The organism is Ruthenibacterium lactatiformans, assembly GCF_000949455.1.
In the GTDB taxonomy this organism is placed as follows: domain Bacteria; phylum Bacillota; class Clostridia; order Oscillospirales; family Ruminococcaceae; genus Ruthenibacterium; species Ruthenibacterium lactatiformans.
The window spans coordinates 49,009-75,599 of record NZ_JXXK01000002.1; the positions used below are offsets into that span (position 1 = coordinate 49,009).

24 protein-coding genes are annotated in these 26,591 nt (G+C 56.7%); 5 read left to right on the forward strand and 19 right to left on the reverse strand.

Annotation, left to right across the window (positions count from 1 at the left end):
• Nucleotides 1-5: 5 nt before the first annotated feature.
• Together TQ39_RS02185 and TQ39_RS02190 are read right to left on the reverse strand one after the other, a co-directional pair.
• Nucleotides 6-887 (reverse strand): branched-chain amino acid ABC transporter permease, encoded by an 882-nt coding sequence (locus TQ39_RS02185; RefSeq protein WP_009325961.1) that lies wholly within the window; start codon nt 885-887, stop codon nt 6-8.
• 226 nt (nt 888-1,113) lie between these two features.
• Nucleotides 1,114-2,289 (reverse strand): ABC transporter substrate-binding protein, encoded by a 1,176-nt coding sequence (locus tag TQ39_RS02190; protein ID WP_050004554.1) that lies wholly within the window; start codon nt 2,287-2,289, stop codon nt 1,114-1,116.
• A gap of 1,146 nt (nt 2,290-3,435) precedes the next feature.
• On the opposite strand from TQ39_RS02190, the gene TQ39_RS02200 reads away from it, so the two are divergent.
• Nucleotides 3,436-4,476 carry a uroporphyrinogen decarboxylase family protein gene (locus TQ39_RS02200; RefSeq protein ID WP_050004405.1) on the forward strand — a complete coding sequence of 347 codons (1,041 nt, stop codon included), beginning with the start codon at nt 3,436-3,438 and terminating at the stop codon, nt 4,474-4,476.
• A 136-nt stretch (nt 4,477-4,612) separates the two neighbouring features.
• Here TQ39_RS02200 and TQ39_RS02205 read toward each other — a convergent pair whose 3' ends face one another.
• The 5 genes from TQ39_RS02205 to TQ39_RS02225 all read right to left on the reverse strand — a co-directional run bounded on the left by TQ39_RS02205 (nt 4,613) and on the right by TQ39_RS02225 (nt 9,220).
• Nucleotides 4,613-4,924, reverse strand: coding sequence for a YerC/YecD family TrpR-related protein (locus tag TQ39_RS02205; RefSeq protein WP_009325967.1), 312 nt, complete (start codon nt 4,922-4,924; stop codon nt 4,613-4,615).
• 178 nt (nt 4,925-5,102) lie between these two features.
• Nucleotides 5,103-6,023 (reverse strand): translation elongation factor Ts, encoded by a 921-nt coding sequence (gene tsf / locus TQ39_RS02210; protein ID WP_050004406.1) that lies wholly within the window; start codon nt 6,021-6,023, stop codon nt 5,103-5,105.
• A gap of 21 nt (nt 6,024-6,044) precedes the next feature.
• On the reverse strand, nt 6,045-6,776 hold the full coding sequence (gene rpsB / locus TQ39_RS02215) for a 30S ribosomal protein S2 (protein WP_009325971.1): 732 nt from the start codon (nt 6,774-6,776) through the stop codon (nt 6,045-6,047).
• 164 nt (nt 6,777-6,940) lie between these two features.
• Nucleotides 6,941-8,848 carry an LTA synthase family protein gene (locus TQ39_RS02220; protein WP_050004407.1) on the reverse strand — a complete coding sequence of 636 codons (1,908 nt, stop codon included), beginning with the start codon at nt 8,846-8,848 and terminating at the stop codon, nt 6,941-6,943.
• Between the two features lie 96 nt (nt 8,849-8,944).
• Entirely contained in the window at nt 8,945-9,220 is a 276-nt protein-coding gene (locus TQ39_RS02225; RefSeq protein ID WP_009325974.1) for a YlmC/YmxH family sporulation protein, read from the reverse strand.
• Nucleotides 9,221-9,424: 204 nt separating this feature from the next.
• On the opposite strand from TQ39_RS02225, the gene TQ39_RS02230 reads away from it, so the two are divergent.
• Nucleotides 9,425-10,090 carry an HAD family hydrolase gene (locus tag TQ39_RS02230; protein ID WP_302386905.1) on the forward strand — a complete coding sequence of 222 codons (666 nt, stop codon included), beginning with the start codon at nt 9,425-9,427 and terminating at the stop codon, nt 10,088-10,090.
• A 282-nt stretch (nt 10,091-10,372) separates the two neighbouring features.
• Here the strand turns inward: TQ39_RS02230 and sigG are convergent, their stop codons facing one another.
• The 3 genes from sigG to TQ39_RS02245 all read right to left on the reverse strand — a co-directional run bounded on the left by sigG (nt 10,373) and on the right by TQ39_RS02245 (nt 12,940).
• Complete coding sequence (gene sigG / locus TQ39_RS02235) at nt 10,373-11,143, reverse strand: RNA polymerase sporulation sigma factor SigG (RefSeq protein WP_050004408.1); 771 nt, start codon at nt 11,141-11,143, stop codon at nt 10,373-10,375.
• 115 nt (nt 11,144-11,258) lie between these two features.
• Nucleotides 11,259-11,984, reverse strand: a complete 726-nt coding sequence (gene sigE / locus TQ39_RS02240) for an RNA polymerase sporulation sigma factor SigE (protein ID WP_009325977.1) — start codon at nt 11,982-11,984, stop codon at nt 11,259-11,261.
• 83 nt (nt 11,985-12,067) lie between these two features.
• A complete protein-coding gene (locus TQ39_RS02245; RefSeq protein WP_050004409.1) occupies nt 12,068-12,940 on the reverse strand; it encodes a sigma-E processing peptidase SpoIIGA in 873 nt (290 codons plus the stop codon).
• A gap of 193 nt (nt 12,941-13,133) precedes the next feature.
• Between TQ39_RS02245 and TQ39_RS02250 the strand changes: the two genes are divergently transcribed.
• The 3 genes from TQ39_RS02250 to TQ39_RS02260 all read left to right on the forward strand — a co-directional run bounded on the left by TQ39_RS02250 (nt 13,134) and on the right by TQ39_RS02260 (nt 17,915).
• Entirely contained in the window at nt 13,134-15,557 is a 2,424-nt protein-coding gene (locus TQ39_RS02250; RefSeq protein WP_050004410.1) for an HAD-IC family P-type ATPase, read from the forward strand.
• A gap of 207 nt (nt 15,558-15,764) precedes the next feature.
• A complete protein-coding gene (locus tag TQ39_RS02255) occupies nt 15,765-16,880 on the forward strand; it encodes a helix-turn-helix domain-containing protein (protein ID WP_050004411.1) in 1,116 nt (371 codons plus the stop codon).
• Between the two features lie 390 nt (nt 16,881-17,270).
• On the forward strand, nt 17,271-17,915 hold the full coding sequence (locus TQ39_RS02260; protein WP_050004412.1) for a DUF3885 domain-containing protein: 645 nt from the start codon (nt 17,271-17,273) through the stop codon (nt 17,913-17,915).
• Between the two features lie 297 nt (nt 17,916-18,212).
• Here TQ39_RS02260 and TQ39_RS02265 read toward each other — a convergent pair whose 3' ends face one another.
• The 9 genes from TQ39_RS02265 to TQ39_RS02300 all read right to left on the reverse strand — a co-directional run bounded on the left by TQ39_RS02265 (nt 18,213) and on the right by TQ39_RS02300 (nt 26,537).
• The gene (locus TQ39_RS02265) at nt 18,213-20,600 is read right to left on the reverse strand and encodes an endonuclease MutS2 (protein WP_050004413.1); all 2,388 of its coding nucleotides are present in this window, start codon (nt 20,598-20,600) and stop codon (nt 18,213-18,215) included.
• 228 nt (nt 20,601-20,828) lie between these two features.
• Nucleotides 20,829-21,569: a DNA repair protein RecO gene (gene recO, locus TQ39_RS02270; RefSeq protein ID WP_009325983.1), complete on the reverse strand. Its 741-nt coding sequence runs from the start codon at nt 21,567-21,569 to the stop codon at nt 20,829-20,831.
• Nucleotides 21,514-21,666, reverse strand: coding sequence for a YqzL family protein (locus TQ39_RS20645; protein WP_155201229.1), 153 nt, complete (start codon nt 21,664-21,666; stop codon nt 21,514-21,516). Before TQ39_RS20645 ends, recO begins: the two co-directional genes overlap by 56 nt.
• A 113-nt stretch (nt 21,667-21,779) precedes the next feature.
• The gene (era, locus tag TQ39_RS02275; protein WP_009325985.1) at nt 21,780-22,682 is read right to left on the reverse strand and encodes a GTPase Era; all 903 of its coding nucleotides are present in this window, start codon (nt 22,680-22,682) and stop codon (nt 21,780-21,782) included.
• Complete coding sequence (locus tag TQ39_RS02280) at nt 22,683-23,144, reverse strand: diacylglycerol kinase family protein (protein ID WP_050004414.1); 462 nt, start codon at nt 23,142-23,144, stop codon at nt 22,683-22,685.
• A 1-nt stretch (nt 23,145) separates the two neighbouring features.
• Nucleotides 23,146-23,643 (reverse strand): rRNA maturation RNase YbeY, encoded by a 498-nt coding sequence (ybeY, locus tag TQ39_RS02285; RefSeq protein ID WP_009325987.1) that lies wholly within the window; start codon nt 23,641-23,643, stop codon nt 23,146-23,148.
• Between the two features lie 14 nt (nt 23,644-23,657).
• Complete coding sequence (locus TQ39_RS02290) at nt 23,658-24,623, reverse strand: PhoH family protein (RefSeq protein WP_009325988.1); 966 nt, start codon at nt 24,621-24,623, stop codon at nt 23,658-23,660.
• 397 nt (nt 24,624-25,020) lie between these two features.
• Entirely contained in the window at nt 25,021-26,226 is a 1,206-nt protein-coding gene (locus tag TQ39_RS02295) for a sporulation protein YqfD (protein WP_050004415.1), read from the reverse strand.
• Complete coding sequence (locus TQ39_RS02300) at nt 26,226-26,537, reverse strand: YabP/YqfC family sporulation protein (protein WP_009325990.1); 312 nt, start codon at nt 26,535-26,537, stop codon at nt 26,226-26,228. The genes TQ39_RS02295 and TQ39_RS02300 overlap by 1 nt, the downstream gene beginning before the upstream one ends.
• Nucleotides 26,538-26,591: the final 54 nt, after the last annotated feature.

The following is a 26,591-nucleotide window of genomic DNA, read 5'->3' on the forward strand; positions in this document are numbered from 1 at the left end:
CCCACCTACACTTTCTCTCGCGTCTGCTTGCCCAGTATGCCCGCAGGGCGGACAAGCAGTACGATGATGAGCACGCCGAACACGATGGCGTCCGCCATCTGGGACGAAATATACGCTTTGCTCAGGCTCTCGATGATGCCCAGCAGCACGCCGCCCAGCATCGCGCCGGGGATGGAACCGATGCCGCCGAACACCGCAGCCACAAAAGCCTTGATGCCGGGCATTGCGCCCGTCGTTGGCATCAGCGTGGGATAGGCCGAACACAGCAGCACGCCCGCGACGGCCGCCAAAGCACTGCCGATGGCAAAGGTGAGCGAAATGGTGGCGTTCACATTGATGCCCATAAGCTGTGCGGCGCCTTTGTCCTCGGATACGGCCTGCATGGCGTGCCCCACTTTCGTCTTGTTGACAAACAACGTGAGCGCCACCATGATGACTGCGGATGTAACAATAGTGACCAGTGTCTCGCCCGTGACGACGAGCTGCCCGCCGAAGAGACGGAGCGGTTCGATGGACACGACCGACGTGAAGGATTTCGGCGCAGAGCCCCAGATGAGCAGCGCCAGGTTCTGCAGCAGATAGCTCATGCCGATGGCCGTAATGAGCACGGCGAGGCTGGGCGCCTCCCGCAGCGGCTTATAGGCCACGCGTTCGATGGCAACGCCCAGCAGCGTGCAAACCACCACCGCCGCGCAGATTGCCGCCAGCGCGGGCAGGCCCAGCGACGTCATCATTACAAAAGCAACGTAGCCGCCCACCATGATGACGTCGCCATGCGCGAAATTCAGCATACGGGCAATGCCGTACACCATCGTATAGCCCAGGGCAATGACCGCATAAATACTGCCCAGGCTGATGCCGTTCACAAGGTAAGATAAAAATTGCATGTGTTTCGCCCCTTTTTTGTTTCCCATAAAACGCCGTGCCGCCGGCGTCCAAGAGAGGATCGCTCCACAGGTACCAGACTTTATAAGTATACCATACCGGGTGCCGCCCGGCAATTGAAAACCACAAAAAACGGCCTCGCACGCTGTTTTCCACCGAAAAGATGTCGATTGGAAAGAAGGCTGCCGGTAAAAGCCGGCAGCCTTCTTGGCCTTTTTGTAACAGAAATTATGCCGCGGTGTAAACGCCGTCCTTGATGATGTAGACAAGCGGGCTCTTGGCAGGCGCGCCGCTGGCGTCCCAGGTAATGCCCTTGCCGGTCAAGCCTTCCAGTGTAATCTCAGTAAAAGCGGCCTTCAGGGCGTCGCAAATGGCGGACGCATCCATGTCGGCTGTAACGCCGGCCTTCTCCACAGCCGCGTGGATGGCGTAAATGGCGTCATAGGCATCGGCCGCGAACTGATTGGGGTCCTCGCCGTAGGCTTCGTTATAAGCCTTTACAAACGCGGCCGTTTTGTCATCGGTAGCCGAAGCGGTAAACGGAGTCATCAGCATGACATCCTCGGCCAGACTCGTGTCGAAGTTCTCCACAGACACCAGACCGTCCAGACCGTCGCAGCCGAAAAATACCGGCTCATAGCCGATCTTGTCGGCCTGCGTCAGAATCAGGGACGCCTCGGTGTAGTAAATGGGCAGGAACACCAGCTCTGCGCCTGCAGACTGGGCCTTCTGAATCTGGACTGTGAAGTCCTTATTGCTGTCGGCGGTAAACGCCTCGTCGGAAACGATCTCCAGGCCCTTTTCCTGCGCCTCGGTCACGAACGCATCGTGAATGCCGGAGGAATACGGGTCAGAGCTGTCATAGATGACGGCGACCTTTGCCGCAAGGCTGTTCTCAACGATATAATCGGCGGAAAGCGTGCCCTGCTCCGGGTCGGAGAAGCAAACGCGGAACGCATTGTCGTTTGCGATGCAGCCTTCAGCGGAGCCAGACGGCGTCAGCTGGAACATATTGTCGTTTGCCGTCTCGGCCGCAACGGCGATGCAGGGATTGCTGGTGACGGTGCCCATCAGGATCTGCATGCCCCAGTCCTTCAGGCTGTTGTACGCGTTGATCGCCTTCTCGGCATCGTTCTCGTCATCCTCGAATTTCATCTCATACTGCTGGCCGCCCAGCGCGTTGATCTCGGCAATGGCGATCTCCGCGCCGTTCTTCACGGCATTGCCGTAAACCGCGGTGCTGCCTGTAACAGGGCCGATACCGCCGATCTTAATGGCCGCGCCGGAACCCGCCGTGCCGCCGGACGGCGCGGTGGACGCCGGTGTGCTGGAGCCGGAACCGCCGCACGCCGCCAGCGAAAAGGCGAGGCAGAGGGCCAGCGCTGCGCTCAGAAACTTTTTCATACTTTCTTCCTCCAATGTTTCAAACTTTCCATACACAAAGCTTCCAACAAAGCCTTTGATAGGAATTGAATCTATTTTAACGCGGAAGATGCACAAAATTCAATACACTATTTTTACATACTTTTCTTTGCTAAAGCGTTCAATTGTGTGATATTGCATAAAAAAACAGAAAAAAGCTCCGTCGCTCCCGTACATCCGGGCAAAGTTGTCCGCCGTAGACGTATATTCACTCTCTTTTTTGCACAAGAATGCACACGGCAAACGGAACCGAGAAGGCCAATTTCACCGTCACGCTTTTCCGGTCTCGGTTTCCGGCGCAAAACGCGGGGCCGGTTTACGGCCCCGCACATCGTTCTCGCGCATCGTTCATTTGCTCTCTGGAATGCTTTAAAATTTTCTTACAGCCCCCATTTCCATAGTATTTTTCGCCCTTTCGTACATGCAATACGCAAAATCTTATCGTATGGCTTTAAATTCTCCCCGCACACAGGACAGATCGATACATTATTCCTAACCATATCACACCTCACAGTGCCGGAGTTGATAATTCCTATACTACAATATATTCTCACAAATATTAATTCAAATAACGGAAAGGAGAAAACAGTGCTCATAAAATGCCTGAGTGCGAATAACAAGTAAGCGATAAGGCTTTGTCGTACCCACACCACGGATACCCTCTATAAACTAAGCCTCAACCTCGAAAGCCAAAAAGAGGTCCTCAAAGAAAATGCCCCGATGCAGACGTATGTATTAAAAGCCGGCGCTATAACAGTTCGAGGCAATCTTATATACACCCCTGCGCACAAACCGCACGATGGTGGAAAGCACTTTGCAGCAATGGCGGAGAACCACAAAGTCGATGGGTGCGCCATCAAGTACATGGGTAGTTACGAAATAAACGATCTCGCTAAAAGCGTATACACTGAACGTGAAATTTCTTGGCTAAAAAAGGAACAGAGCTTTTGGGCTATCTGCACACGCTTTTCAAACGGTTTGGAATTTTTTAAGTAAAAAACAAAATATTCCCAAAAATTAAATCATAGTACAATACTTCGAATTGAAACAATTGTATGATACAGGCATGAAACACATAACAAGCCCAATATGTTATGTAAAACAAAACAATTATGGGAGGAACTGTCCATGGAAACGATGACACCCAAAGAAAGAATTGACGCAGTTATTAAGCACCAAGCTGTAGACCGCACTCCTTTTACCGTAGTCGATGGCGGAGCATGGATTGCTAAAACAGAGGGGGTGACATATCGGGAGCTATATAGCAGGCCGGACAGCGGGGCTTCATCTGTTGTAGATTATCTCAACAAAATTGACAGCGATATGATCAGCGCAGTTTCTGGAGTTTTCACTGCATGTCTCAACGCATTTGGCTGCCCAATCAGTATTGATAAAATTGGAGGTGCAATCGATACCGGCTCTGTTTTTAAAGATCCAATAAACGAGATTCCGCAACTCAATAGAGAAACAATTCGTGATACCCTTCTTGCTAATGATTTTGTTCAAAAAATGATAAATCAGACACGGCATGTCAAGGCCCTGGTGGGAAATCAAAAATATATATTCGGGGATGTAGCAGGGCCATTCACTATGGCAGCCGTCATGGTCGGAACAAGTGACTTTATCATGCTCATGCTGGAGGAGCCGGAAATTGTGCATGAACTGCTGGATTTTACGGTATGCGTCAGTGCTGAAATGTTCACATTATTGCACGAGAACGGGTGTGATATAGCTTTCCCCGCAGAACCGGTTGGAAGCGGCAGTTTGATCAGCCAAGAAATGTTCGAAGAATGGGTTGTTCCATCATTAAAAAAGCTAAAAGAAAAACTCCCCTTTTATAAGTATTTTTACGCCCATGTTTGCGGCGCATCCGGAAACCGCGTTGCAGCATTACGCGAATGTGGAGTGAACGTATTTTCGGTAGATTATCTTGTGGACTTCGAAAAGGCTGTAGAGGCAGCAGGCGAAAAAATGGTTATGATGGGAAATATCAAACCAGCCGGCACGCTCCTTACCGGTACGCCCAGCGAAGTTTACAAAGAGGCATGCGAACGGATAAAAATTGCAAACGGGCATTCTCACATTCTTGCCCCCGGGTGTGATTTGGGTGCAGATACTCCGTTGGAAAATGTCAAAATGCTTTCCAAGGCTTGCAAAGATATGGCCTGAAAATCAAACGCCCATTTGTATTATAAAAATATACATCATATAAAATAGAGCGTAAGAATGCGGTGCAAAAATAGTGTAGGGATAATGTATGCAACTCATACACTATCCCTACACTATTTTACTTCCGCGAAAAAACTCAACCCTTGATTTTGCTGGCTTTTTCTGCACGATTCAGAATTTTCTCGTAACCGCCGCTTCCATATTGGATACAACGATTAATCCGGCTGATGGTCGCTGTGCTGATCTCGACATTTTTGACGATCTGCTCGTATGTATTGCCGCTCAGCAGCATCTTGGCCGCCTCCACGCGCTGCACCATATCCGCCAGTTCTTTCATCGTACAGAGGTCCTCGAAGAAATCGTAGCATTCATCCAGCGTTTCCAAAGAAAGGATCGCTTTGAACAGCACATCCATGTCTTTGTCTCTGCGGGTATTTTTTTCTGCCATGATGCACCTCGTCCTTTTTGATGGTTCCGTTTTTATATCATTCCCGATATTGCTTTAATACTTTAACATATTAAATGCAAAAAAGCAATGACGAATCTGTTAAATATTGGGCGCACAGGCCTGGCGTCAAAAAACCGCCCACACTTCCGTGCGGGCGGCCTGTATCCGAGCGATACGCTTATTTCATCATGCTGGCAACTTCGGCCGCAAAATCGTCGGCGCGCTTCTCCAGGCCTTCGCCCTTCTCAAAACGCACAAACTTGACAATCTCGATGTCCGCGCCCAGCTCTTTAGCGGTGTTCTCAACATACTTGGAGACAGAAATATCCGGCTCCTTGACATATGCCTGATCCACCAAGCAGTTCTCTTTGTAGAACTTGCCGATTTTGCCTTCGACCATCTTCACCTTCACAGGCTCGGGCTTTCCGGCCAGCTTCGGGTCGTTGCTGATCTGCGCCAGCAGGATCTCCTTCTCTTTCTCGACCACAGACGCGGGCACCTCGGCCTCGCACAGATAACCGGGATTGGCCGCGGCGATCTGCATGGCAATGTCTTTGCCGAACGCCGTGAACTCAGCTTTCGCAGCTGTCGCATCGTCGGTGTCGAACTGGACCAGCACGCCGTGCGTACCGCCGCCGTGCACATAAGCGGAACAAACGCCCTCGAAGCGCGCGAAGCGACGGATCTTAATGTTCTCGCCGATGACAAGAATCTTTTCCTGCAGCGCGGCTTCTACCGTCTGCTCGCCCAGCTTGCAGGCCATCAGAGCCTCCACGTCGGCGGGATTCTGCGCCATGACAACGTCTGCAACTTCTTTTACAAAGGTCTGGAAACTGTCGTTTTTCGCAACAAAGTCGGTCTCGGCGTTCACTTCGATGACAACGCCCACCTTGTTTGCCACGTCGGCCGCAGCGTAGACCATGCCCTCGGCGGCAATGCGGCCTGCCTTTTTCGCGGCGGCGGCAAGACCCTTTTCGCGCAGATACTCGACAGCCTTGTCAAAATCGCCGTCAGACTCGGTGAGCGCCTTTTTGCAGTCCATCATGCCGCAGCCGGTCTGTTCGCGCAGCTTCTTAACATCTAAAGCGGTAAATGCCATTTTTCTTTTCCCCCTGTTCGATTATTCAGCAGCCGCGACTTCTTCTTCAGCCTCGGCCTCGTCCATCTGCTCGCCCTGACGGCCCTCCAGCACAGCGTCCGCCATTGCGCCCGCGATCAGCTTTACAGCGCGGATGGCGTCGTCGTTGCCCGGAATGACGTAGTCGATCTCGTCCGGATCGCAGTTGGTGTCGACAATGGCCACGATGGGGATGTTCAGCTTGCGGGCCTCGGCAACAGCGATACGCTCCTTGCGCGGGTCCACAATGAACATGGCGGCGGGCAGCTTATCCATCGTCTTCACGCCGCCCAGGAATTTTTCAAGCTTCTCCAGCTCCAGCTCCAGCTTCGCAACTTCCTTCTTGGGGAGCATGTCGAAAGTGCCGTCCTCGCGCATTTTATTGATCTGCTCCATGCGGTCGATACGGCGGCGGATGGTGCGGAAGTTCGTCAGCATGCCGCCCAGCCAACGCGCGTTGACATAGTGCATGCCGCAGCGGGTGGCTTCCTCACGCACGGAATCCTGCGCCTGCTTTTTGGTGCCCACGAACAGAATGCTGCCGCCGGCGGTGGCCGTGTCGCGCACAAAGCTGTAAGCCTCATCCAGCTTTTTCACAGTCTTCTGCAGGTCGATGATATAAATGCCGTTGCGCTCGGTGAAGATATACTTCGCCATTTTGGGGTTCCAGCGGCGGGTCTGATGACCGAAATGCACGCCGGCTTCAAGAAGCTGTTTCATAGATACTACTGCCATAATTGTGTCCTCCTAAAATTTGTTTTTTCCTCCGCATGTCCTGCATGGCGCGCCACCCGAAGGCACCGGACGCCAAAGACATGCGTGCGTATTGCCGAATCAGTATACCATACCCGCGCTCGGATTACAAGTGTTTTTCGCTGTACAGCGCGTTTTTTTGCCGTTCATTCCTGCGGCGTGTAATCTTCCAGGTACGGCTTGCCGAACATCAGGTCATACTGCAGCAGCCAGTGGCCGTCATAGCACTGCCGCTGCGCCTCGGTCATTTCCTCGCTGAAGGAGCCGTCCGTCTCCACGGTAACACCGCGGGTGCGCGCACGCATCACCGAAAGGCTGTCTGTCAGATACTCGAACAGCAGCGGCTTTTCCAGGCCGTACAGGTCCATCATTACAGGCGAGATATCATAGGCCGCGATGGTGCCCAGGTCGATGGAGGCGCCGCCGTAGTTGCTCCAGATCAGCAGGTCCGTGCGGTGCAGGTCCGGGCTGCCGGTATCTCCCTTTTCGATATAGCCCGTCTTTTCAAACAGCTCGTAGCCCTTGCCCACGGGGTTGAAATGGTCGCCCCAAAACACGATGATGGTGGGCTCGTCCACATTGCGGAAATAATCCACCAGAGCGCCCAGAGCCGCGTCCGCCTCATACACGCCCGTTGCAAAATCCTGCAATTGGGAAAGCGTCTGCGTGGAAAGACCGGGATGCTCCGTGATCTTCACCAGTTCGTCCGCCGCGTAACGGCTTGCGTCGTAGGTCGTGTGGTTTTGCATCGTCACCGCATGGATGAAAAGCGGTGCGCCGCCGTCCCGCGCTTCGTATTCCTCAATAATGCGCTGCGTCATGGCTGCGTCCGAGATAAAGCCGCGGCGGGTGTGCGGGTTCACAAAATCCTCGGCGGCGATGAACTCGTTAAAGCCGAGGTATGGGTACGCAGTGTTGCGGCTCCAGAACTTGCGGTAGTATCCGTGCACGGCCAGCGTATCGTAGCCCTGCGCCCGCAGATACTGCGGCAGAGAAAACATATCATGGGTGACATGCTGCTGATAGGGCTTGCTGCCCGCAGGCAGATGCTCCACTGAAAAACCCGTCAGCGCCTCAAATTCCACATCACAGGTTCCGCCGCCGAAAGACGGTGTATAGCAGTAGCCGTAGGCCGCCTCGTTTTTCAGCGCCGTCAGATTGGGCGTCAGCTCCCGGTCATAGGATATGCCCTCCAGGCGGGAGGCATCCCAAAACGATTCGTTCATCACAAAGATGATATTGGGCCGCTGCTCGGGCGCGTCCGCCGTGGCCGCGTAGGATTCCTTATACAGCGGCTTCGCCGTTTCGGCCGTCTCTTCCACGCGGGCGGCCAGCTCCAGAACCGATTTTTCAGAGTAGTTCTCCGGCGCTTCGATGTCCAGCACCTGCAGATTCGTCATGAACCCCGTGATGACGCCGTAGTTTTTGTAATAACGGTCCTGCATCCACATATCGGAATAAATGCCGAAAAATTCACACATGGAGGCGTTCAGGTATACGCCGAACACCAGCAGACACCACAAAAAGCCCGAAACCGCCGCGCTGCCGATGCGCCAGCGCCAGCGCGTCTCTTTTCTATAGGGCATACGCAAAAAGCAGCTCGCTGCCAAAAGCTCAAGGAAAATTGCAAGCGTCCACAGCATCGTGGGCTGTATGTCCAGCTCCACCTTGCCGGCCACGCCGGCAAAGTCCCCTACCTGGGTGATATCCCAAGGCAGAAACGGCTCGCCGCGCATCTCCAGCTTAAAATAGGTGACGGTCCCCGGCACGTTGCTGATGATGCCCGTAAGCAGCGTGGCCAGCCAGTGCAGGCCCGAAAGCTGGCTGATGAACACATACAGCAGCACCAAAAACAGCCACTCAAAAATAAAGCCCCAGGGATGCGGCTGCACGCGGGCACTCCAGAAATCGCCGCCCAGCGTACCGCGGTGGATCCACTCCATCGTAACAAAAAAAACAGTTGGCACCAGCACCGACCATACGGCGCTCAGCCAGAAAGAGGCGCGCAGCTTCGCAAAACGCGTGGGCTGCGCACCGGGTCCGATCTGTTGCACGTCAAACGTCCTCCCGATTTTCAAATGCCAAGCTTCCGCTTTTCAAAAACTTTACGTTTTCCACTTCATTATTATAAAACACCTTGTCAACCCATTTTATTTCACTCCAAACAATTTTTTTCTGCTTCTGGGCGGCGCGGATACCGCCGTGCGCACCAAAAGAACATCCGTCCCGATTTTTTCGATGTCTCCCCACGGGATGGCCGTGTCCTCCTCCCGGCCCAGCAGGCCGAACAGCTTTAGCCGCCCGTACAGGATAACGCCCGTGATGCTGGCCGTCTCCGGCTCGAAGGAAATATCATCCACTTTACCAAGGTTCTGGCCTGTGGTAACATTTACAACGTCCCGTTCGCACAGCTCATATACTGTCATAACGACAACCTCCCTTCTCCGGCTACACGCCGGCATTCCATACCTATTCCGAACGAAGCCCTTTCTATACCGCAAAAAATGTTGTATAATAGTGAAAAAGCTGCCGAAAGCCGCTTTTTGGGTCCCGCCGTCCACGCGCGCGGCGGCGGGCGCCCGGACGAGGCGCGCAGGAATCCAGGGAACGCGTTCCCCCGCACAGGACAGGTGAACGTTTTGTATAAAAATATTATTTTTGATCTGGGCGGCGTCGTGGTGGATTTTGACCCTCGCGAATTCCTCGTCGACCATTTCATGAACGAACGTGTGGAGGACCAGCTCTACGACATTACCTTCGGCAGCGAGGAATGGCTGCAGATGGACGCCGGCCTGCTCACCCGCGAGGAAGGCGACCGCATCATGCGCGAAAAGGGCGCGGCTCTGCGCCGTTCCTTTGAGGTGGGCGTTATTCTGGACGACTGGTACGATATGCTGCGCACCAAGGACGACACCGTGCAGCTCATCAAGCGGTTGAAAAAGCGCGGATACGGCGTGTTTTACCTTTCTAATATTTCCTGGGACGTGCTGGAAATGCTGCAACAGCGCAAATTCTGGCAGCTGTTCGACGGCGGAGTTGCTTCCTGTGAGGTAAAGCTGACCAAGCCCGACCTGCGCATCTACCATGCGCTTCTGGCCAAATACGGTCTTTCGGCAGCGGAATCCATTTTCATTGACGACAACACCGCCAATGCGTCCGCCGCTTTCGACGCGGATATCACTGGGATCCACTTCAAAAATGTGCGTACGCTGCAGCGCGCGCTGCTGAGCTACGGCGTGGAAAGCGAAAAAAAACTGAGCAGGCAGAAACAGGCTGCCACGGTTGCCGCGGAATAGCCGCATTGCCGACGCAAACAAACCCAAAACGCGCCCCGGAACATTTTGTCCCGGGGCGCGTCAGCTTGGCGGAAAAGCCCAGCTTTTTCGCCAAGCTGCCTACGAACAGGGCCTGCGGCCCCGTTCGCCGCGCACGGCGCGGGGTTATTTTAAATGAAAAAGGGGTTCACCACCCCTTTTTCAAGCTTTTTCCCCGGACGTTTCTTTTACCTTTCTGGCTTTTTCAACAGTCTGGGACGCGCCCCGGAACATTTTGTCCCGGGGCGCGTTTTTCATGCGGTGTCACAGCTGTTTTTTGATGCGCTCCAGCGCGTTTTTTTCCAGACGGCTCACCTGCGCCTGGCTGATACCGATCTCCCCCGCAACCTCTACCTGCGTTTTACCGGCCAGGTAGCGCAGGGACATGATTTTTTTCTCCCGGTCCGACAGCTTGCTGACGGTGTCGCGGAACTGGATGGAGGAGATCCAATTTTCCTCACAGCCTGTCTCGCCCACCTGATCCATCACATAGATGGTGTCGCCGCCGTCGCTGTATACAGGCTCATACAGGGAAACCGGCTCCACCACACTCTCCAGCGCCAGCGTAACAGTCGCCTGCGGCAGGCCCACCGCCTCGGATATCTCCCGCACGTTAGGCTCCCGCCCCAGCTTCTTTTGCAGCAGCTCCCGTGCCTGCATGGCCTTGTACGCCACATCCCGCACCGAACGGCTGACGCGCATGGCGTTGTTGTCCCGCAGAAAACGGCGTATCTCGCCGATGATCATGGGCTGGCCGTAGGTGGAAAAGCGAAGGCCCAGCCCTGGGTTGAAATTGTCGATGGCCTTGATGAGTCCGATGCAGCCCACCTGAAACAGATCGTCCAGATTCTCCCCCCGGCCTGTGAATTTCTGCACAACGCTCAGCACCAGCCGCAGATTCCCGTTGATCATCTTCTGGCGGGCTTCCTTGTCGCCCGCCTGCGCTTTGACGATGAGTTCCATTTTCTCCTTTTCCTTCAGGACCGGCAGCTTTGCGGTATTCACGCCGCAGATCTCCACCTTGTGATAATACAAAGTATCCTCTCCTCCAAGCAAAACGTCTTGCCCGGAGTATTGGCCCTGCGGCGGCGTACAATCCAAACGGCGGGCTGGGAAAATTACCCGGCCCGCCGTTTTACGTTTGTTCTGTTCAGGAAATGCGTTCCAAATCGCCTTTCAGCCGTTTGATGATGCGCTTTTCCAGCCTTGAAATGTAGCTTTGGGAAATGCCGATCATATCCGCCACTTCCTTCTGCGTATGCTCCGCCCCGCCCGAAAGGCCGAAGCGCAGCTCCATGATCTGCCTCTCCCGTGCGGAAAGGCGGCCCACCGCCTCCAGCAGCATATTTTTTTCCGCCGCCTGCTCCAAATCAGCTCCCACCTGGTTCCCATCTGTCCCCAGAACATCCGAAAGCAGCAGCTCGTTGCCGTCGCAGTCGGTGTTCAGGGGTTCGTCGATGCTGCTCTCCTGCCGCTTGTTGCTGCTCTTGCGCAGGTACATCAGGATCTCGTTTTCGATACACCGGCTGGCATAAGTGGCCAGCTTGATGTTTTTCGACGGGACGAAAGTATTCACCGCCTTGATGAGCCCGATGGTACCGATGGAGATCATGTCCTCCACAGAGGCCGTTTTGCTCTCGAATTTTTTTGCGATGTAGACCACCAGCCGCAAATTGTGAACGATAAGTACATCGCGGCAGTCGGGGTTTCCGGCCTCCAGGCCGGCAAAAACGACCTTTTCCTCTTCTTTGCTCAGCGGCGGAGGCAGCGTTTCCGGCCCGTTGATATAATAAGCGTAGTCCGGCAGGCGGATGCAGATGATGAATTTCCTGCACAGGGCCGCCAGCCCCGTGCGCAGTGATGCAAGCAGTGGCATTTTTCTTCTCCTTTGTATGGTCTGCAGGCGGCGCGGCGCCCTGTGCGGCCGGAAGCTGCGTCTTTGTTCGCCCGGCGGCTGCGTCAGGCTCCGCAAACCCCTCCCTCCGCGGGTACGATGGCGCAGAAGCCGCCGTCCGCCAGAGGCTCCGGCGTGAACACCGCACACACGCCCGTATAGCGGCGGGGCGCGCCGTCTGCCTCCAACACCAGTTCACGTACGCGCACCGCAGGCAGGGCACGGGTGCCCGCCGCCGTTTTGGTGGGGATGAGCCGCAGCGGCATGCCTCCCGTCTCCATGGCGCCGTCGTCGAAATAAAGCGCCAGCGCCCGCAGCAGCCCAGGCGGCAGCGCGCCGCGCACCGCGGGAAAGCTGAGCAGAAACGCGGGCGTTCCCGTGATGGGGTCGCGGACCGAAAACCCCGTGTCCACCAGCGCCAGCCCCTGCACGCAGCCATCCTCGAACCGGGCGGTGAACGGTATGGTCCGCACCTGCTGCGGCCGGCCGAATGCCCATGCGCAAAGCTGTACGGCCAGATATACGCCGGCAATGCACCCGATAAGCAGCAAAGGGGAAACATTGAAATACACCGACAGGTTATTGGTGCTGACATTCTGCGCCGCACCATAGTATGTAGCCGCAAATACCGCGCCTGAAAGCGCAATGTTCAGAAACACATACCAGAAGCAGCATTTCAGGAAGCCGCGCACATTGTGCACCGGGAAGCTGGCGAATACGATGAGCACCGCGCTGCCGATTTTTGCCCCCCACATGAGCCATTGCGGCAGAGGAGGCAAAAGCAGCAGCAGCGAAGAAAGGCCCGCGGCGGCCGCCCCCAGAAAGATGCGCCAATCGGCGGCGATGCGCCCGGCCAGCAGCGCCGCGCCCCGCAGCAGAAAATATCCGATGAGGGCATTGACAAAAAACAGAATATCCACATAGATCACACCGCGCATGCCGCCGCCCCCTCTTCTCCGAGTGTAGTACACCCGGAGCGAAAAACATGTCAAACCAAAGGGGCGCGCGTCGCAGGTTTTGTATGCGGGCTTGTAGCATGGGCCGTTTCTGCCTCGTAATGATAAGCAAAGGACATTTTTCACGTTCCAAATACAGCGCGGAGCGCCGCGCGGAAAAAGGAAGCATACGACCATGAAGCAAAACCGCAAACGCTCTGAACGCCGCCCTGTGGAACGGCTTTGCCCCACACCGGAAACAGGGCTTACAGAGGAACAGGCGGCCCAGCGCCGGGCCGCCGGATGGAACAACGCCGCGCAGGACAGCCTCTCCAAAACAGAATGGCAGATCGTGCGGGACAACGTATTTACCTTTTTCAATTTTGTGTTCGTGGCGCTGGCCGCCTGCCTGTTCGCTGTTGGCGCATACCGCGACATGATGTTTTTGGGCATTGTGGCCGCCAATGTGTTCATCGGCATTGTGCAGGAGCTGCGCGTCAAACGCACGCTGGACAAGGTGACACTGCTCTCGGGCAGCACGGCTTGTGTGGTCCGCGGCGGCCGAACGCGCACCGTCCCCACAGACGAGCTGGTACTGGACGACATTGTGCTGCTGCGCCCGGGCAGCCAGGTGTGCGCGGACGCCGTTGTTGCGGACGGGACGCTGGAGGTAAACGAAGCGCTGCTGACAGGCGAGGCAGAGCTTGTGCAAAAACGCCCCGGGGACACGCTGCTCTCGGGCAGTTTTGTGGTGACCGGCGCGTGCGCGGCACGGCTGGATAAGGTCGGCACCGACTGTTATGCCGCGCGCATCACCGGCGAGGCCCGGCGCCGCAAACGTCACCGCTCGGAGATGATGCGCGCATTGGACAGGCTGCTGCGTTTCATCAGCATTGCCATCATCCCCGTATTCGTCATCATGTTTGCAAAGCAGTATTTCTTTCTTCACACAGGGCTGGAGTACGCCATGAGTTCCACCGTGGCCGCCATCATCGGCATGATCCCCGAGGGGCTTTACCTTCTGGTGAGCGTAGCGCTGGCCGTGAGCGTCATCAGCCTGGCGCGCAGCAAAACGCTGGTTCACGAGCTTTCCTGCATCGAGAATCTGGCCCGGGTGGACACGCTGTGTCTGGACAAAACAGGCACCATCACCGAGGGCTGCATGGAAGTGCTGGAAACCATCCCCGTACCGGGCATGGAGGGCGGCGCACTGGCAGAGCTGCTGGGCAGCTTTACCGCCGCCGCGGGCGAGGACAACGCCACGGCGCAGGCTCTGCGGGCACGCTTCGGCGCTTTGGGCGGCGGCTGGCAACCCAAAGCCGCCGTCCCCTTCAGCTCCGAGCGCAAGTGGGGTGCTCTGGTGCTGAAAGACGGAGACGAATACATCCTCGGCGCACCGGAGATCGTGCTGGGCGGCGGGTATGCCGCCTTCCGGGGTACGGTAGAGCCGCAGCTGGCGGCAGGACGGCGCGTGCTGGTGCTGGCGCGCGGACACGGCGTGCTGGAGGGCGGTACGCTGCAGCACGATCCGCAGGCGTTGGGCTTTGTGGTGCTTTCGGATAAAATCCGTGCGGATGCACCTGCAACACTGGCCTATTTCAAGGCACAGGGCGTGGATGTAAAGGTCATCTCCGGCGATAACGCGGTATCCGTGGCCGAAGTTGCGCGCCGGGCGGGCGTGGAGGGCGCGGAACATTATCTGGATATGTCCCGCGTACCTGAAGACGCGGACCTTCGCGGTGCGGCGCAGGCGCATGCCGTGTTCGGCCGTGTGACGCCGCAGCAAAAGCGCGCGCTCATCTGCGCGCTGAAGGACACGGGCCGCACCGTGGCCATGATCGGCGACGGGGTAAACGACGTGCTGGCTTTAAAAGATGCGGATTGCAGCATCGCCATGGCGGCAGGCAGCGAGGCTGCGCAGCATGTGGCCCAGCTGGTGCTGCTGAGCTCCAATTTTTCTGCCATGCCGCAGATCGTCAAAGAGGGGCGGCGTGTCATCAACAATATCGAACGTTCGGCGACACTGTTCCTTGTAAAAAACATCTTCTCATTCGTTGTTTCGTTGGTTCTTCTGTTTGCGGCCATGCCCTATCCGCTGGTGCCCGCGCAGATCAGTCTGCTCAGCGGGCTGCTTATCGGCGTTCCTTCGTTCCTGCTGACATTCGAGCCATCCTATGGGCGTGTACGCGGCAGCTTTATGCGCAGCGTGCTGCTGAACGCACTGCCCGGCGGGCTGGTCAATGTGGTGAACCTGCTGGCTGTGATGTGGATCGGCTCCGGGATGGGCCTTCCCATGGAGCAGATCTCCACTGTGTGCACACTGCTGGCAGGCACGGCAGGATTTATGGTGCTGCTGTTTTTGTGCTGGCCTCTGTCCAGATGGCGCTTTGCCATCGTGGCCGCCATGGGCGTGGGCTTCATCGGCGCATGCGTCCTGCTGGGGCCGCTGTTCGGCCTTTCCCCTCTTTCAGGGCGTGCGTGGACGCTGCTGGGCGTATTTGCCGCCGCCACTCCCGCGCTGATGTGCCTGTTCGTGTTCCTTGTGAGCCGCGTCAAGCAGAGACTGCGCCGTTCCCAGCGCGCCAAGCATGCCGCCGGGCTGTCTGCCACACTTTCCTGAAGCACATTTTTCTTTATTTCACAGCGCGCTCCGCCTTCCGAAACATATGCCGGAGGTTGGAGTGCGTTTTCTCTGCCCCGCACCGTCCGCAGCTTGAATTCAATTCAAAAAAACCGCATCTGCGTTCAACATCAGCTCCATTGTATACGCGGCGCTCGTATGTTACGATGGAACCGGGCCCAAAAGAAACGAAAGGAATTTGCCGAAATGGAAATGCCAACCGGAAAAACCATCCAAACACTGCGCAGACAAAAGGGACTGACGCAGGAACAGCTTGCCGAGGCCGTGGGCGTTACCGCCGCGGCGGTGTCCAAATGGGAGACGGCCAGTGCCTACCCGGATATTCTGCTGCTGTGCCCTCTGGCGCGGGCGTTGGGCACCACACCCGACACACTGCTGGATTTTCGGCCTCTTCTTTCCGAGGAAGAACTGAAAGCCATCTGGGAAAAAGGACGCGTCCTGTTTGAAAGCGGCCGCGCCGAAGAAGCCTGCGCCTATTGTGAAGATATTCTGCTTTCCCATCCAGGCGACACCGCGCTCAAATTCCGCATCGCATCGCTGTATATGCGCTATATGGCGGCCCTGAAAGACGAAGCGTTCGTACAAAAGCAATTGGAACGCTCCATCCGCCTGTTTGAGGACAGCACGCACAGCACGGACACCGAGACCCGTGAGGCCGCATTCTACACGCTGTCCGGCCTGTATATGATGAATGGAGAAGCCGGTCGTGCGCTGGACGCCGTAGAAAAACTCCCTCAGCCCGATTACGACGCCCGCATGCTGAAAGCATCCATCCTGAGACAGATGGGACAAGCGGAGGAAGCGGAAAAGCTGCACCAGACCTGCCTTTGGGGATATGTGCGGGACGCGGGACTGTGCTTATACAGCCTGTCCGCCGAGGCACGTGCGCGCGGGGATACGGAGAAGGCCCTCGCACTGTTGGACGCAGCCTGCCGTCTGGACGTTTTGTTTCATGGTGAAAACGCGCCCGGCATGCACGGAAACTATGAGCTGGCACGCGCCGAATTGCTGGCTCTGGCGGGCAAGACGCCGGCTGCGCTGGACGCCGCCGAAGCCTACGCGGAAAGCGCTGTTACGGGCTGCCGCGCGCAGGAATATTCGCCGCTGTTTTTCGACCGGCTCTCCTCCTCCGGCATCATGGATGTATCGGATGATTTTCTGCGTAAAAACGCGCTGTTCGTACTGGAGAGCTCTGAACCGCTGCACGCACTGAAGCAGGAGCCGCGCTATGCCGCGCTGCTGGAGCGGTTGAAAGCGGCGGCGGGCACGAAGCCGGATGACGCCGGCCGCAAGGCGAATTAGGCAGCCGGCAAATGACAGAATCACGCCCAAAGCATGGTTTCCGAAGACGCGGCGCATCCTGCCGGAATGGACAGTGCGTAAAAGATTTATAAAAAAACTCCCGGCAAGCCCTGAAAGTTTGTTGTTGATTAGCCATGCAGTTATGCTACAATATGGATAATCAATAAATTTAAGGCAACACCGCACAATTCTAAGAGTCGAATCGCGCCGGCAGATTTTTTGGCAGGTTAAACAAAAAGCGCAGCGAATACTTTGTGTATTCGCGGGCATTTTTGTGACAGTTGCCGGAAAATCTGCAAGCGAGGCGGCGCTTAAGGCTTCAGCCGTGAATTGTGCGGTGTTGCCTTAAATCTGATGAGAAGGCGCACTCTACGGAAGGAGCGATATTCTATGCTGCCAGAAAGGTTTGATAATCTTCTTATTAGAATAGGGAACCCAACGCTGGAGCATCCCGTGTTTTATAAATGCCCCGTTGCCATTCGCTTTGAAATAGGAGGTGAAACACCTGTATATTCAGACGCTTCACTTCTTCGTGATACGGTTGTAAATTCCCAATATATCGGTGCGTCACTACAACGGGCAAAAGCTATATATAGCTCTCTTCCACAACCTCCGAACTTGTTACGGATAGATACCCATCCCAACGAAGATGGGCCGGGGTATGGAAACGGATTGGATTTGAGTGTGCTTCAGAATCTGGTTTCTTTGCCCCACGAACAAAGGGAGCAACAGATAAATGACGGAGACGAACAGTATATGGTATTGCAGCTCTATTGGGATCTGTGTAAGATTGATTTTTCGCCAGAGCTGCTGCTAAGAGAAATCATTAAAGCCGACCTGGGCGGTATTTCATCCTTGGTTTCAAGCGTTTATTTTGCAAATACAGAAGAAGTGTATTTGTATCATATTTACGATGATAGGGGCGCAGATTTAGTTGCAGAACGCAAAGAAGCACTGTGGCCTATTTATCATAATTTTAACCAATGGATTTTAGATTGCGATAGAAAGGAAATCGATAAGCTATTTGCAACGTAAGAATATTCTTTTTCGCATGAAATCCCAGTTTACCGGCAGCATATAAAGCTCCGACAGAATCATACCTTTAGCCTCTCATTCAGCGTCCAAGGGCAGGAGAACGATTCTGTCATGGCGTCAAATTTGCTTCATGCTCTTGTCGGGGCGTGCCTGCCCCGGACCCGGCATATACAAAAGGCCGTGTATCCAATGCGATACACGGCCTTTTGCTGTTTTACGCGCTCCCCGGAACCGGAGCTTTTCTGTTTTTCGCGGCGCGAATCCCCCGTCAGGCGGCAGGCTTCCCCGTGCCGTCCCCTATTTCAGCTCTACTACCGTAACGCCCGCTTCGCCCTCGCCGTAAACGCCAAGGCGGAAGCTGCGCACATTTTTATGACGGCGCAGATGCTCATGAATGCCTTTGCGCAGCGCGCCCGTCCCTTTGCCGTGAATGAGGTACAGCGTCGTTTGTCCGTTCATCACGCCGTTGTCGATAAATTTGTCCGCCTCATGCAGAGCTTCTTCTACCGTCATGCCGATCAGGTTGATTTCCATGCTGGGCGTACGTGTTACCTTATCCCCGCTTGACGCGGAGGCCGGCGCACGGCGCGGCTGATACTTTTTCTGCGGCGCGGGCTGCTGCTTGTGCGGCGCGCACAGGCCGTTGAGCGGCACTTTTGTCTTGATAATACCCGCGCGCACCTCCACCATGCCGTCACGGTCCGGCAGAGCCGTCACGATACCGGGCTTGTCCAGCTCGGCGATCAGCACCTCCTGCCCCAGTTTTACGCTGTCCAGCGGCTTGAAAGTACGCTGAGGCGCATGCACCACGTCCGTTTTGCCGAACAGCTTTTCCGTTTCCTTTTTCGCGATCTCCCGCGCACGGGCCGCGCGCTGGGACGCGCTGAGCTGCTTGTCTTTTTCCAGCTTGCGCAGCTCATCCATCAGGCCGTAGGCTGTGTTCTGCACGTCCTGCACCATACCGTGGGCCTTCTCCCGCGCAGCGGCCAGTTCTTCCTCGCCCTGCCGGATAAGCGCAGCACGTTTTTCCTCGGCCTGCTCCAGTGCATGAGAGGCCGTGTGCTTCAGGCGCTCCACCTCGTCCTGCTGCGCCTTCAGCTCCACCTTCAGATCCTCAAGCTGGTTGAGGATATTGTCAAACTGCTGGTCCTCGTTGGACAGATGCGCCCGGGCGTTCTCAATGATCTCCGGCGCAAGGCCAAGCTTCTGGCTGATGAGGAACGCGTTGGATTTTCCCGGTACGCCCACGGAAAGGCGGTAGGTTGGGCGCAGCGTTTCCACATTGAATTCGCAGGAGGCGTTTTGCACGCCCGGCGTATCCAGCGCAAAAATTTTCAGCTCTGAATAGTGCGTGGTGGCCATGATCTTCGCTCCAAGACCGCGCAGCGCCTCGATGACGGATACCGCCAGCGCCGCGCCTTCAGCCGGGTCGGTCCCCGCGCCCAGCTCGTCCATAAGCACCAGCGTCTGAGGCCCCGCCAGTTTCAGGATTCCTGTGATGTTTTTGATGTGCCCTGAAAATGTGGACAAACTCTGTTCGATGCTCTGCTCGTCACCGATGTCCACCAGTATCTCGCCGAACACACAGACAGAGCTGCTTTCGTGTGCCGGGATCAGATAGCCGTGCTGCGCCATCGCACACAAAAGGCCAGCCGTTTTAAGCGTAACCGTCTTGCCGCCCGTGTTGGGGCCGGTGATGACCATCGTGTCGCAAGCGCCGCCCAATGCGATGTCTACCGGAACGACCACAGCCGGATCGATGAGCGGGTGGCGCGCACGCACAAGACTGAACGCATGGTCGTCGTTCACCTGCGGTTTCATGGCCTTTTGGTCCAGCGCCAGCCTGGCCTTGGCCAGCAGCACATCCAACTCCAGCATCGCTCTGTAGCCAAACGTAAACATCGGCTCCAGTGCCGCAGTCTGAGCGGAAAATGCTGCCAGAATGCGTTCGATCTCAGCCTGTTCCAAATTGCGCAGCTGCAGGATCTTGGCATTGGCCTCCACCACGGCCGTAGGCTCCACAAACAACGTGGAACCGCTGGAAGAAACGTCGTGGATGACGCCGCCCACCTCGCCGCGGTGCTCCGCTTTCACGGGCACGACAAAGCGCCCGTTGCGCAGCGAAACCACGGCGTCCTGCAAATATCTTGACGCCGACTGTGATTTTGTAATGGCGTCCAGCTTATCGCGGATGGAATTTTCCGCCGCGTGGATCTTGCGGCGGATATCATACAGCGTGTCGCTGGCCGTGTCGGCCATTTCATTTTCGGACAAAATCGAATCCTTTATCGTCTTTTCCAGCGTCGGCTGGGGCGTCATGGCATAGAACAAATCGTCTACCGGCAACACGTCGTGCTCCGTCAGGCCGTACCATTTCACCAGCTCACGGAAGTTGCGCAGTGTGTCCGCCACCGTAAGCAGCTCCGCCATGGAGAGCACGCCGCCCTTTTCCGCTCTCTGCACGATACCCCGCACATTCTCCACCGAGGAAAAACGGGGCGAACCGTTTTTGATCAGCAGCGTCGTCATGGCGTCTGTCTGCTCCAGCGCCGCACGCACCTCGTCAGGCGTTTCCCATGCGGGCTGCCCCAACAGCATGCCCCGTGCCTCCGGACAGACGATGCCGTCGGCCGCGCGTGCGCGTATCTTGTCGAATTCCAGTGCCTCTAAGTATTTTTCGTCCATATTCTCCTCTTGGTTCCTTTCCCGGCGGCCGTGCCGCCGGAGCATCCGAAACGTTCCCGTGCCGCGGCTGCAAAGCCGCTTCGGGAGCACCCCGCTGTTGCGCCCGCCGCATCGGACCGCAAAGGCGTTACGCGGAGCCGGGCGTGCCAACTCTAAACAAATATTGCGGCGCAGACAAGCCTTGCCCGCGCCGGGTGACGGTCTATCTATGTATGCCGCACGCACGCTTTAATCCAGAACGGTATTTAAAAAATCCAGCGAACGCAGCGGCCTGTCCACACAATAAAGCGCCCACCGCCCCGTCACCGCGCCCAGCAGCTGCGTGCTGTGCTCCGCCAATGAAAAAGAAAACAGCTTGTCATCCCCGCTGAACACGATGTGCCGCATGGCCGCCAGCGCCGCCGGGTCCAAATTGCATTCCAGCTCGCGCTTCGCGGCGCATTCGCCGCAGTACAGGCGGCCCTTCCGTGCATCGAAGCAGAACGCGCCGCCCTCGTATTTCACACAATCCGCGCAGGCCACCAGGTCCGGCATAAAGCCCGCCAGCGTCATGGCGCGCAGCTCGTACACGGCCTTTACCAAACGCGGAGCGCGCCTTCCTTCACTCAGCAGGTAAAGGCTGTTGAGCAGAAGCCGCAGCTGCGCCTCGGCCTCCTGCCCCGTGGGCGAGAGCGTGGACGCAAGCTCTGCGAAATACATGGCGAGCGCCATATGCTCCACGCTTTCGTGGATGCCCCAGAACACCTGGCGTACCTCCGCCTCGTCCACAACAAACATGGTTTTGCCCTCGAACAGCGTGAATTCACTGTAGCAAAACAGCCCCGTACCGCTGAACAGCCTGCTTTTCAGGCGCAGTGCCCCCTTTGCCATGGCACTGACAAGGCCATCCGGCGTCAGCAGCAGCAAAGCGCGGTCAGCTTCGCCAGTCTTTGTCGCCCGCAGCACCAGGCCCATTGTCGTCGTCCGCATTTTGTGTCTCCTCCTGCGTGCCGTGCTGCTTAAAGGCAAGGTAGTCCTCTACCTGGCCCGTACTTTCAAACAGTTTCCAGTAGTTGCTTGTTTCCATGGTGAACACCTCCGCTAACAGGTACTATTCACCATTGTAGCGCGCATATAAGCGGAAATGTTGTCCAAAAACAGGGAACGCGGCGGATTTATTTCTCCTGCCCGGCCCTGCGCTTATTTTTGAAAGCCGAAATTGTTTAACAGAAAATCGTTGTCGCGCCAGTCGTCCTTGATCTTTACCCAGCACTGCAGGTTCACCCGTGCGCCCAGAAACTCCTCGCACTCCACACGCGCCTCGGACGCGATTTTCTTGAGCATCTGCCCGCCCTTACCGATGATCATACCCTTATGGCTCTTTTTTTCGCAGTAGATGTTTACGTCGATGTCGATGATATCCTTGTCTCCGCGTTCCTTGAAGCGTTCCACGGTCACAGCCGTGCCGTGGGGAATCTCGTCCCGCAGGTTCAGCAGCATCTTTTCCCGCAGCACCTCCGCCACGAGAGCCTTTTCCGGCATGTCGGTGTAGGCGTCGTCCGGGAAATAGTGAGGGCTTTCCACCGCGAAAGGCAGCAGTGCGTCCAGCAGTTCCGTACAGCCCCTGTCCTCTGACACGCACAGCGGCAGCACGCCCCGGAACACGCCCAGCTCTTCCAGAAACTGCATGCGCACGGCAAGGTCTGTTTCTTTTTTCAGCGTATCCGTCTTGTTCACCGCCGCCAGCGCAGGCACTTTTTTCACGCGGATGTCCTCCACCAGCGCCTGCTCGGCTTCCGTCAGCTCGCCGTACGGTTCAAACAGCATTACCACCGCGTCCACCTCGGCCACGGAATCCGCCGTTGCTTTTGCCATGCGCTCGCCCAGCCTGGTGCGTGGGCGGTGGATGCCCGGCGTGTCCAGAAATACATACTGCACCGCACCGCGCGTCAATATACCCGTGATGCGCGTTCGTGTCGTCTGGGGTTTTGCGGTGACGATGGCCACCTTTTCCCCCACCATTCTGTTCAAAAGAGACGATTTCCCCACATTGGGGCGGCCCACGATGGCCACGAAGATCGATTTTGTCTGTTCCTGCTGCAATTATTTGCCTTCCTTCCGTTTTCCAAAAATGAACTGCCACGCCACGGCAAGAGACGCGGCCAGCAGCACCGCCAGCAGCGGCCTTGCCGCAAAGAAAGCGAACATGCGCCGGAACGCCGCGACATCCCAGAACAGGACAGCGCCGCACACCGCGCACCCGATGCTGAATACCAGCACCGCGCCCGCGGCCATGTCTTTCACCACGCCCGCAGTCATGTACCGGTCCGGCGCAGGGCGCTCCACCGTGCGCTCCAGGCTGGAGTTGACAAGCTCCAGCGCCAAAACCCCGCATACCATGAGCGTGATGAGAATGTACTCTGTTTTGCCAAAGCCGTAAAACAGCGAAAAAAGATAAACGTAAAACGCGGCGCACAGGTGGAACCGCATATTGCGCTCCTCGCGCACCGCGGTGCGGATGCCCTGGGCGGCGTACAGAAAGCTGTCCACGAAGCGCGGCTTCATCTCAGTCCACCTGGCTGTACGAAACCGTGCGCGGCAGGCCCAGCTGGATGAGCGCCGCCTCCTCCTTTTCGCGCATACGCACGGCCTCCAGGCCGCCTGCTTCGTGGTCGTAACCCAACAGGTGGAACATGGAATGCACCGTCAGGAACGCGACCTCCCGCTGGAGGGAATGGCCGTATATATTGGCCTGCTCCATGGCCCGTTCCATCGAGATGACGATATCCCCCAGCATCGCGGCGCCCGTCTCCTGATTGATGTCGTACTTGCCGTCCTGCCCCAACGGAAAACTGAGCACATCGGTGGCCTGGTCCTTATCCCGGTACTGCTTGTTCAGCTGCTGGATCTCGGCGTTGTCCACAAAAGTGACGCTGATCTCGGCAGGGCCCTCGAAATGCTCAGCCTCCAGCACCGCGTGGCACGAGCGGCGGATGAGGATGCGCAGCCCGGACGGCACCTTCACCGTGTTCTGCTTGTTGGTGATATATACTTTATGAGACATCAAAAACACATCCTTTACTTTCTGTTTCTCGCAGCCTGCGCTTTGTCGTAGGCGCGTATGATCTCCTGCACCAGCCTGTGGCGCACAACGTCCTTTTCGGAAAAATGGATCATGGCGATGCCCTCAACGTTTTTCAGAACGCCCAGCGCGTCCACAAGGCCGGAGCGTGCCTTATCCGGCAAGTCGATCTGCGTAATGTCGCCCGTCACCACGACCTTGGAGCCGGCGCCCATGCGTGTGAGGAACATTTTCATCTGTTCGGGACTGGTATTCTGCGCTTCGTCAAGGATGATGAAGGCATCATCCAGCGTACGCCCGCGCATATAGGCCAGCGGAGCCACCTCGATGAGCTGCTTTTCCAGCAGCTTCTGATAATTTTCTGCGCCCAGCATATCGAACAGAGCGTCATACAGCGGGCGCAGGTACGGGTCCACCTTATTCTGCAGGTCTCCGGGCAAAAAGCCCAGCTTCTCACCGGCTTCCACAGCGGGCCGCGTGAGAATGATGCGGCTCACCTCCCGTGCCTTGAAGGCCTTCACGGCCATGGCTACGGCCAGATACGTCTTGCCCGTGCCTGCCGGCCCCACGCCGAAGGTCACGGCATTTTTGACAATGGCGCCGATATACGCTTTCTGGCCCAACGTCTTTGGCCGCACCGGACGGCCCTTGGCTGTGATGGCAATAAAATCTCCTGTCAGGTCCTTCACGCGCGCTTCATCCCCGCTGCCGGCCAGCGAGATGCAGTAACGCACCGTCTGTTCTTCCAGCGGCGTACCGCCTGCCCGCAGCATCAGCATGGCGTCCAACGCCCTGCGGGCACGCTCCACATCCTCTTCTCCGCCTGTCAGCTTCACCTCGGTGCCGCGGCATATGGCCGTTACGCCAAAGGCCTGCTCCAACAGACGGATGTTCTCATCGCAATTTCCAAAAATGGCAAGTGCCGTATCCACTGAATCCACTTCAAGCACTGTTTCCGCCATTCCAACACCTCTTATTTTTTATTGTACGCTGCAAGTTTTTGCAGCATATTTCAGCATTCCCCAAACCGCATGCCCGCAAACGCCTTTGCGCGTTTCAACAGGCGCAAAGCCTCATGCGCGCCAGCGCATCCGGGCATGTCTGCGCATGCCCGCGACCGCGCAGCGGTAGCTTTGAGACTATTATAACGCGACGCCGCAAAGCGGCTGCAACAAAACAACGCCATGCCGTTGTTTTGCGCGTTTCAACAGCCACAAAGCCCATGCGCGCCAGCGCATCCGGGCATGTCTGCACATGCCCGCGACCGCGCAGCGGTGGCTTTGAGACTATTATAGCATATTTATCAAAATTTAAAAGAGGATTTTGTACATAAGTTCTACAAATTTTTCTGAATTTTTCCTATGAATCTGCACCAATCGTGCTGTCCGGCTCCATGGCCTCCCCCTCATAGGGCACCATTTTCCCGATATCCGCCAGCATGCGCACCCGCAGCGTCAAGGTCACCGCACCGTCTGCTTCCTCAGCAGACGGCGTTTCTTCCAGCAGCTCATAGTCGCCAAATTCCGCCCGGATGGCGTCCAGAATGCGTGAGCGCGCGATATCCTCCGCCAGCCCGGGCGTCAAATCAAAGGGCACGGCTGCGGCCTGCCGCACCTGCGTTTCCTCCACAAGCGCAGGCAGATGGAATCCGAAAGGGGCTGCCGGGCGGCGCAGCACGCGCTGGGACGCGTTTTCCGGCACATCAAGCTGTGCATAAAGCGAAAGTTCACCCCAGGGAAGGTACAGCTTGTAATAGCTTTTGCTCACGGCTTGGGGCAGTACAGGCTCCACATGCAGCGGCTGGGTATATACATAGCTTTTTTCCACCTCCGCCAGCACCTCGGCCTGAGCATGGGAATAAAGCGGACGTTCATACTGGCTCAGCGTCATACCGCTGACAAGCACCTGGCCCTGGGCCACATACTGGCCCGGCACCACGCGGGGATAGCCGTCCACCAGCTCCAGCCGCCGTATGATGCCGTCGCTCTTCGCCACTACGTTGGTGACCTCCGTGCCGATGGGCTCCGGCACCTTCTCCCGCTGTGTTTTTTCCACCACCAGACGGCCCTGCACAAAATTCAGCGCGACCCAGCCGTATTCTTCCGACCCCACAAACAATTCGCCCGCCGCGCGCACCAGCTTCTCATTGTTTTGAAACGCACCTTCATAGATTCCCTTTTCAAACAGCTGCGCGCGGGCGGATGCTTCCTGCTCCGGCGTAAAATTGTAAAAGCAGATGTTCCAGATAAGGTTGCGGCACATGCACAGCAGCAGGACGCACAGCACAAGGCCCGCCAGTATCCCCCAACGGTGACGGTATGTGAACAGCGCGAAGTATGCGCCGTATTTCTCCCGCACGCGCAGGCGGCACCGGTTCCGGCGCGCATATTTGTGCATGCGCTTGTAATCCCGCAGAGGCACTGTGGCCAGATAGCCCGTTTGTGTGGGGCGGATATGTTCGACCGGGACGCCCGCGTTCACGCAGTCGTTTAAAAAGCGCTCGCCGCGCCCGCCTGTTACCTCAAAATTCACGCTTCCCATCGCGTACCGCGCCAACCTGTTCATCAACCGCCCTGCACTCCTCCGTAACCAAAATGGATGGAAAACACCTGCCCTCGCACCGTGATGAGCGTTTTTTGGTAAGTGTCCACCACCAGCTCGTTTCCTTCGATCGTAACGCTCAGCTCGCCCATGTCCAGCTTGAGTTTTTCGGCATCGTACTGCAGGATGCTCCGGCAGTTTTCGATTTCCAGCGCGCCGCCGCAATCCACATGCAGCACCGGCCGCCCGTACAGCACGGTCTGCACCGTCTGCGTTCCAAATCCCATCGCGCGGCGAAAAGAGTAGCGCTCGCCCGGCTTCTTTTTCCTGCGCATCAGCCGCCCTCCCTACTATTTGATTCCGGTTCAATCATATATATCAGGGTGGAG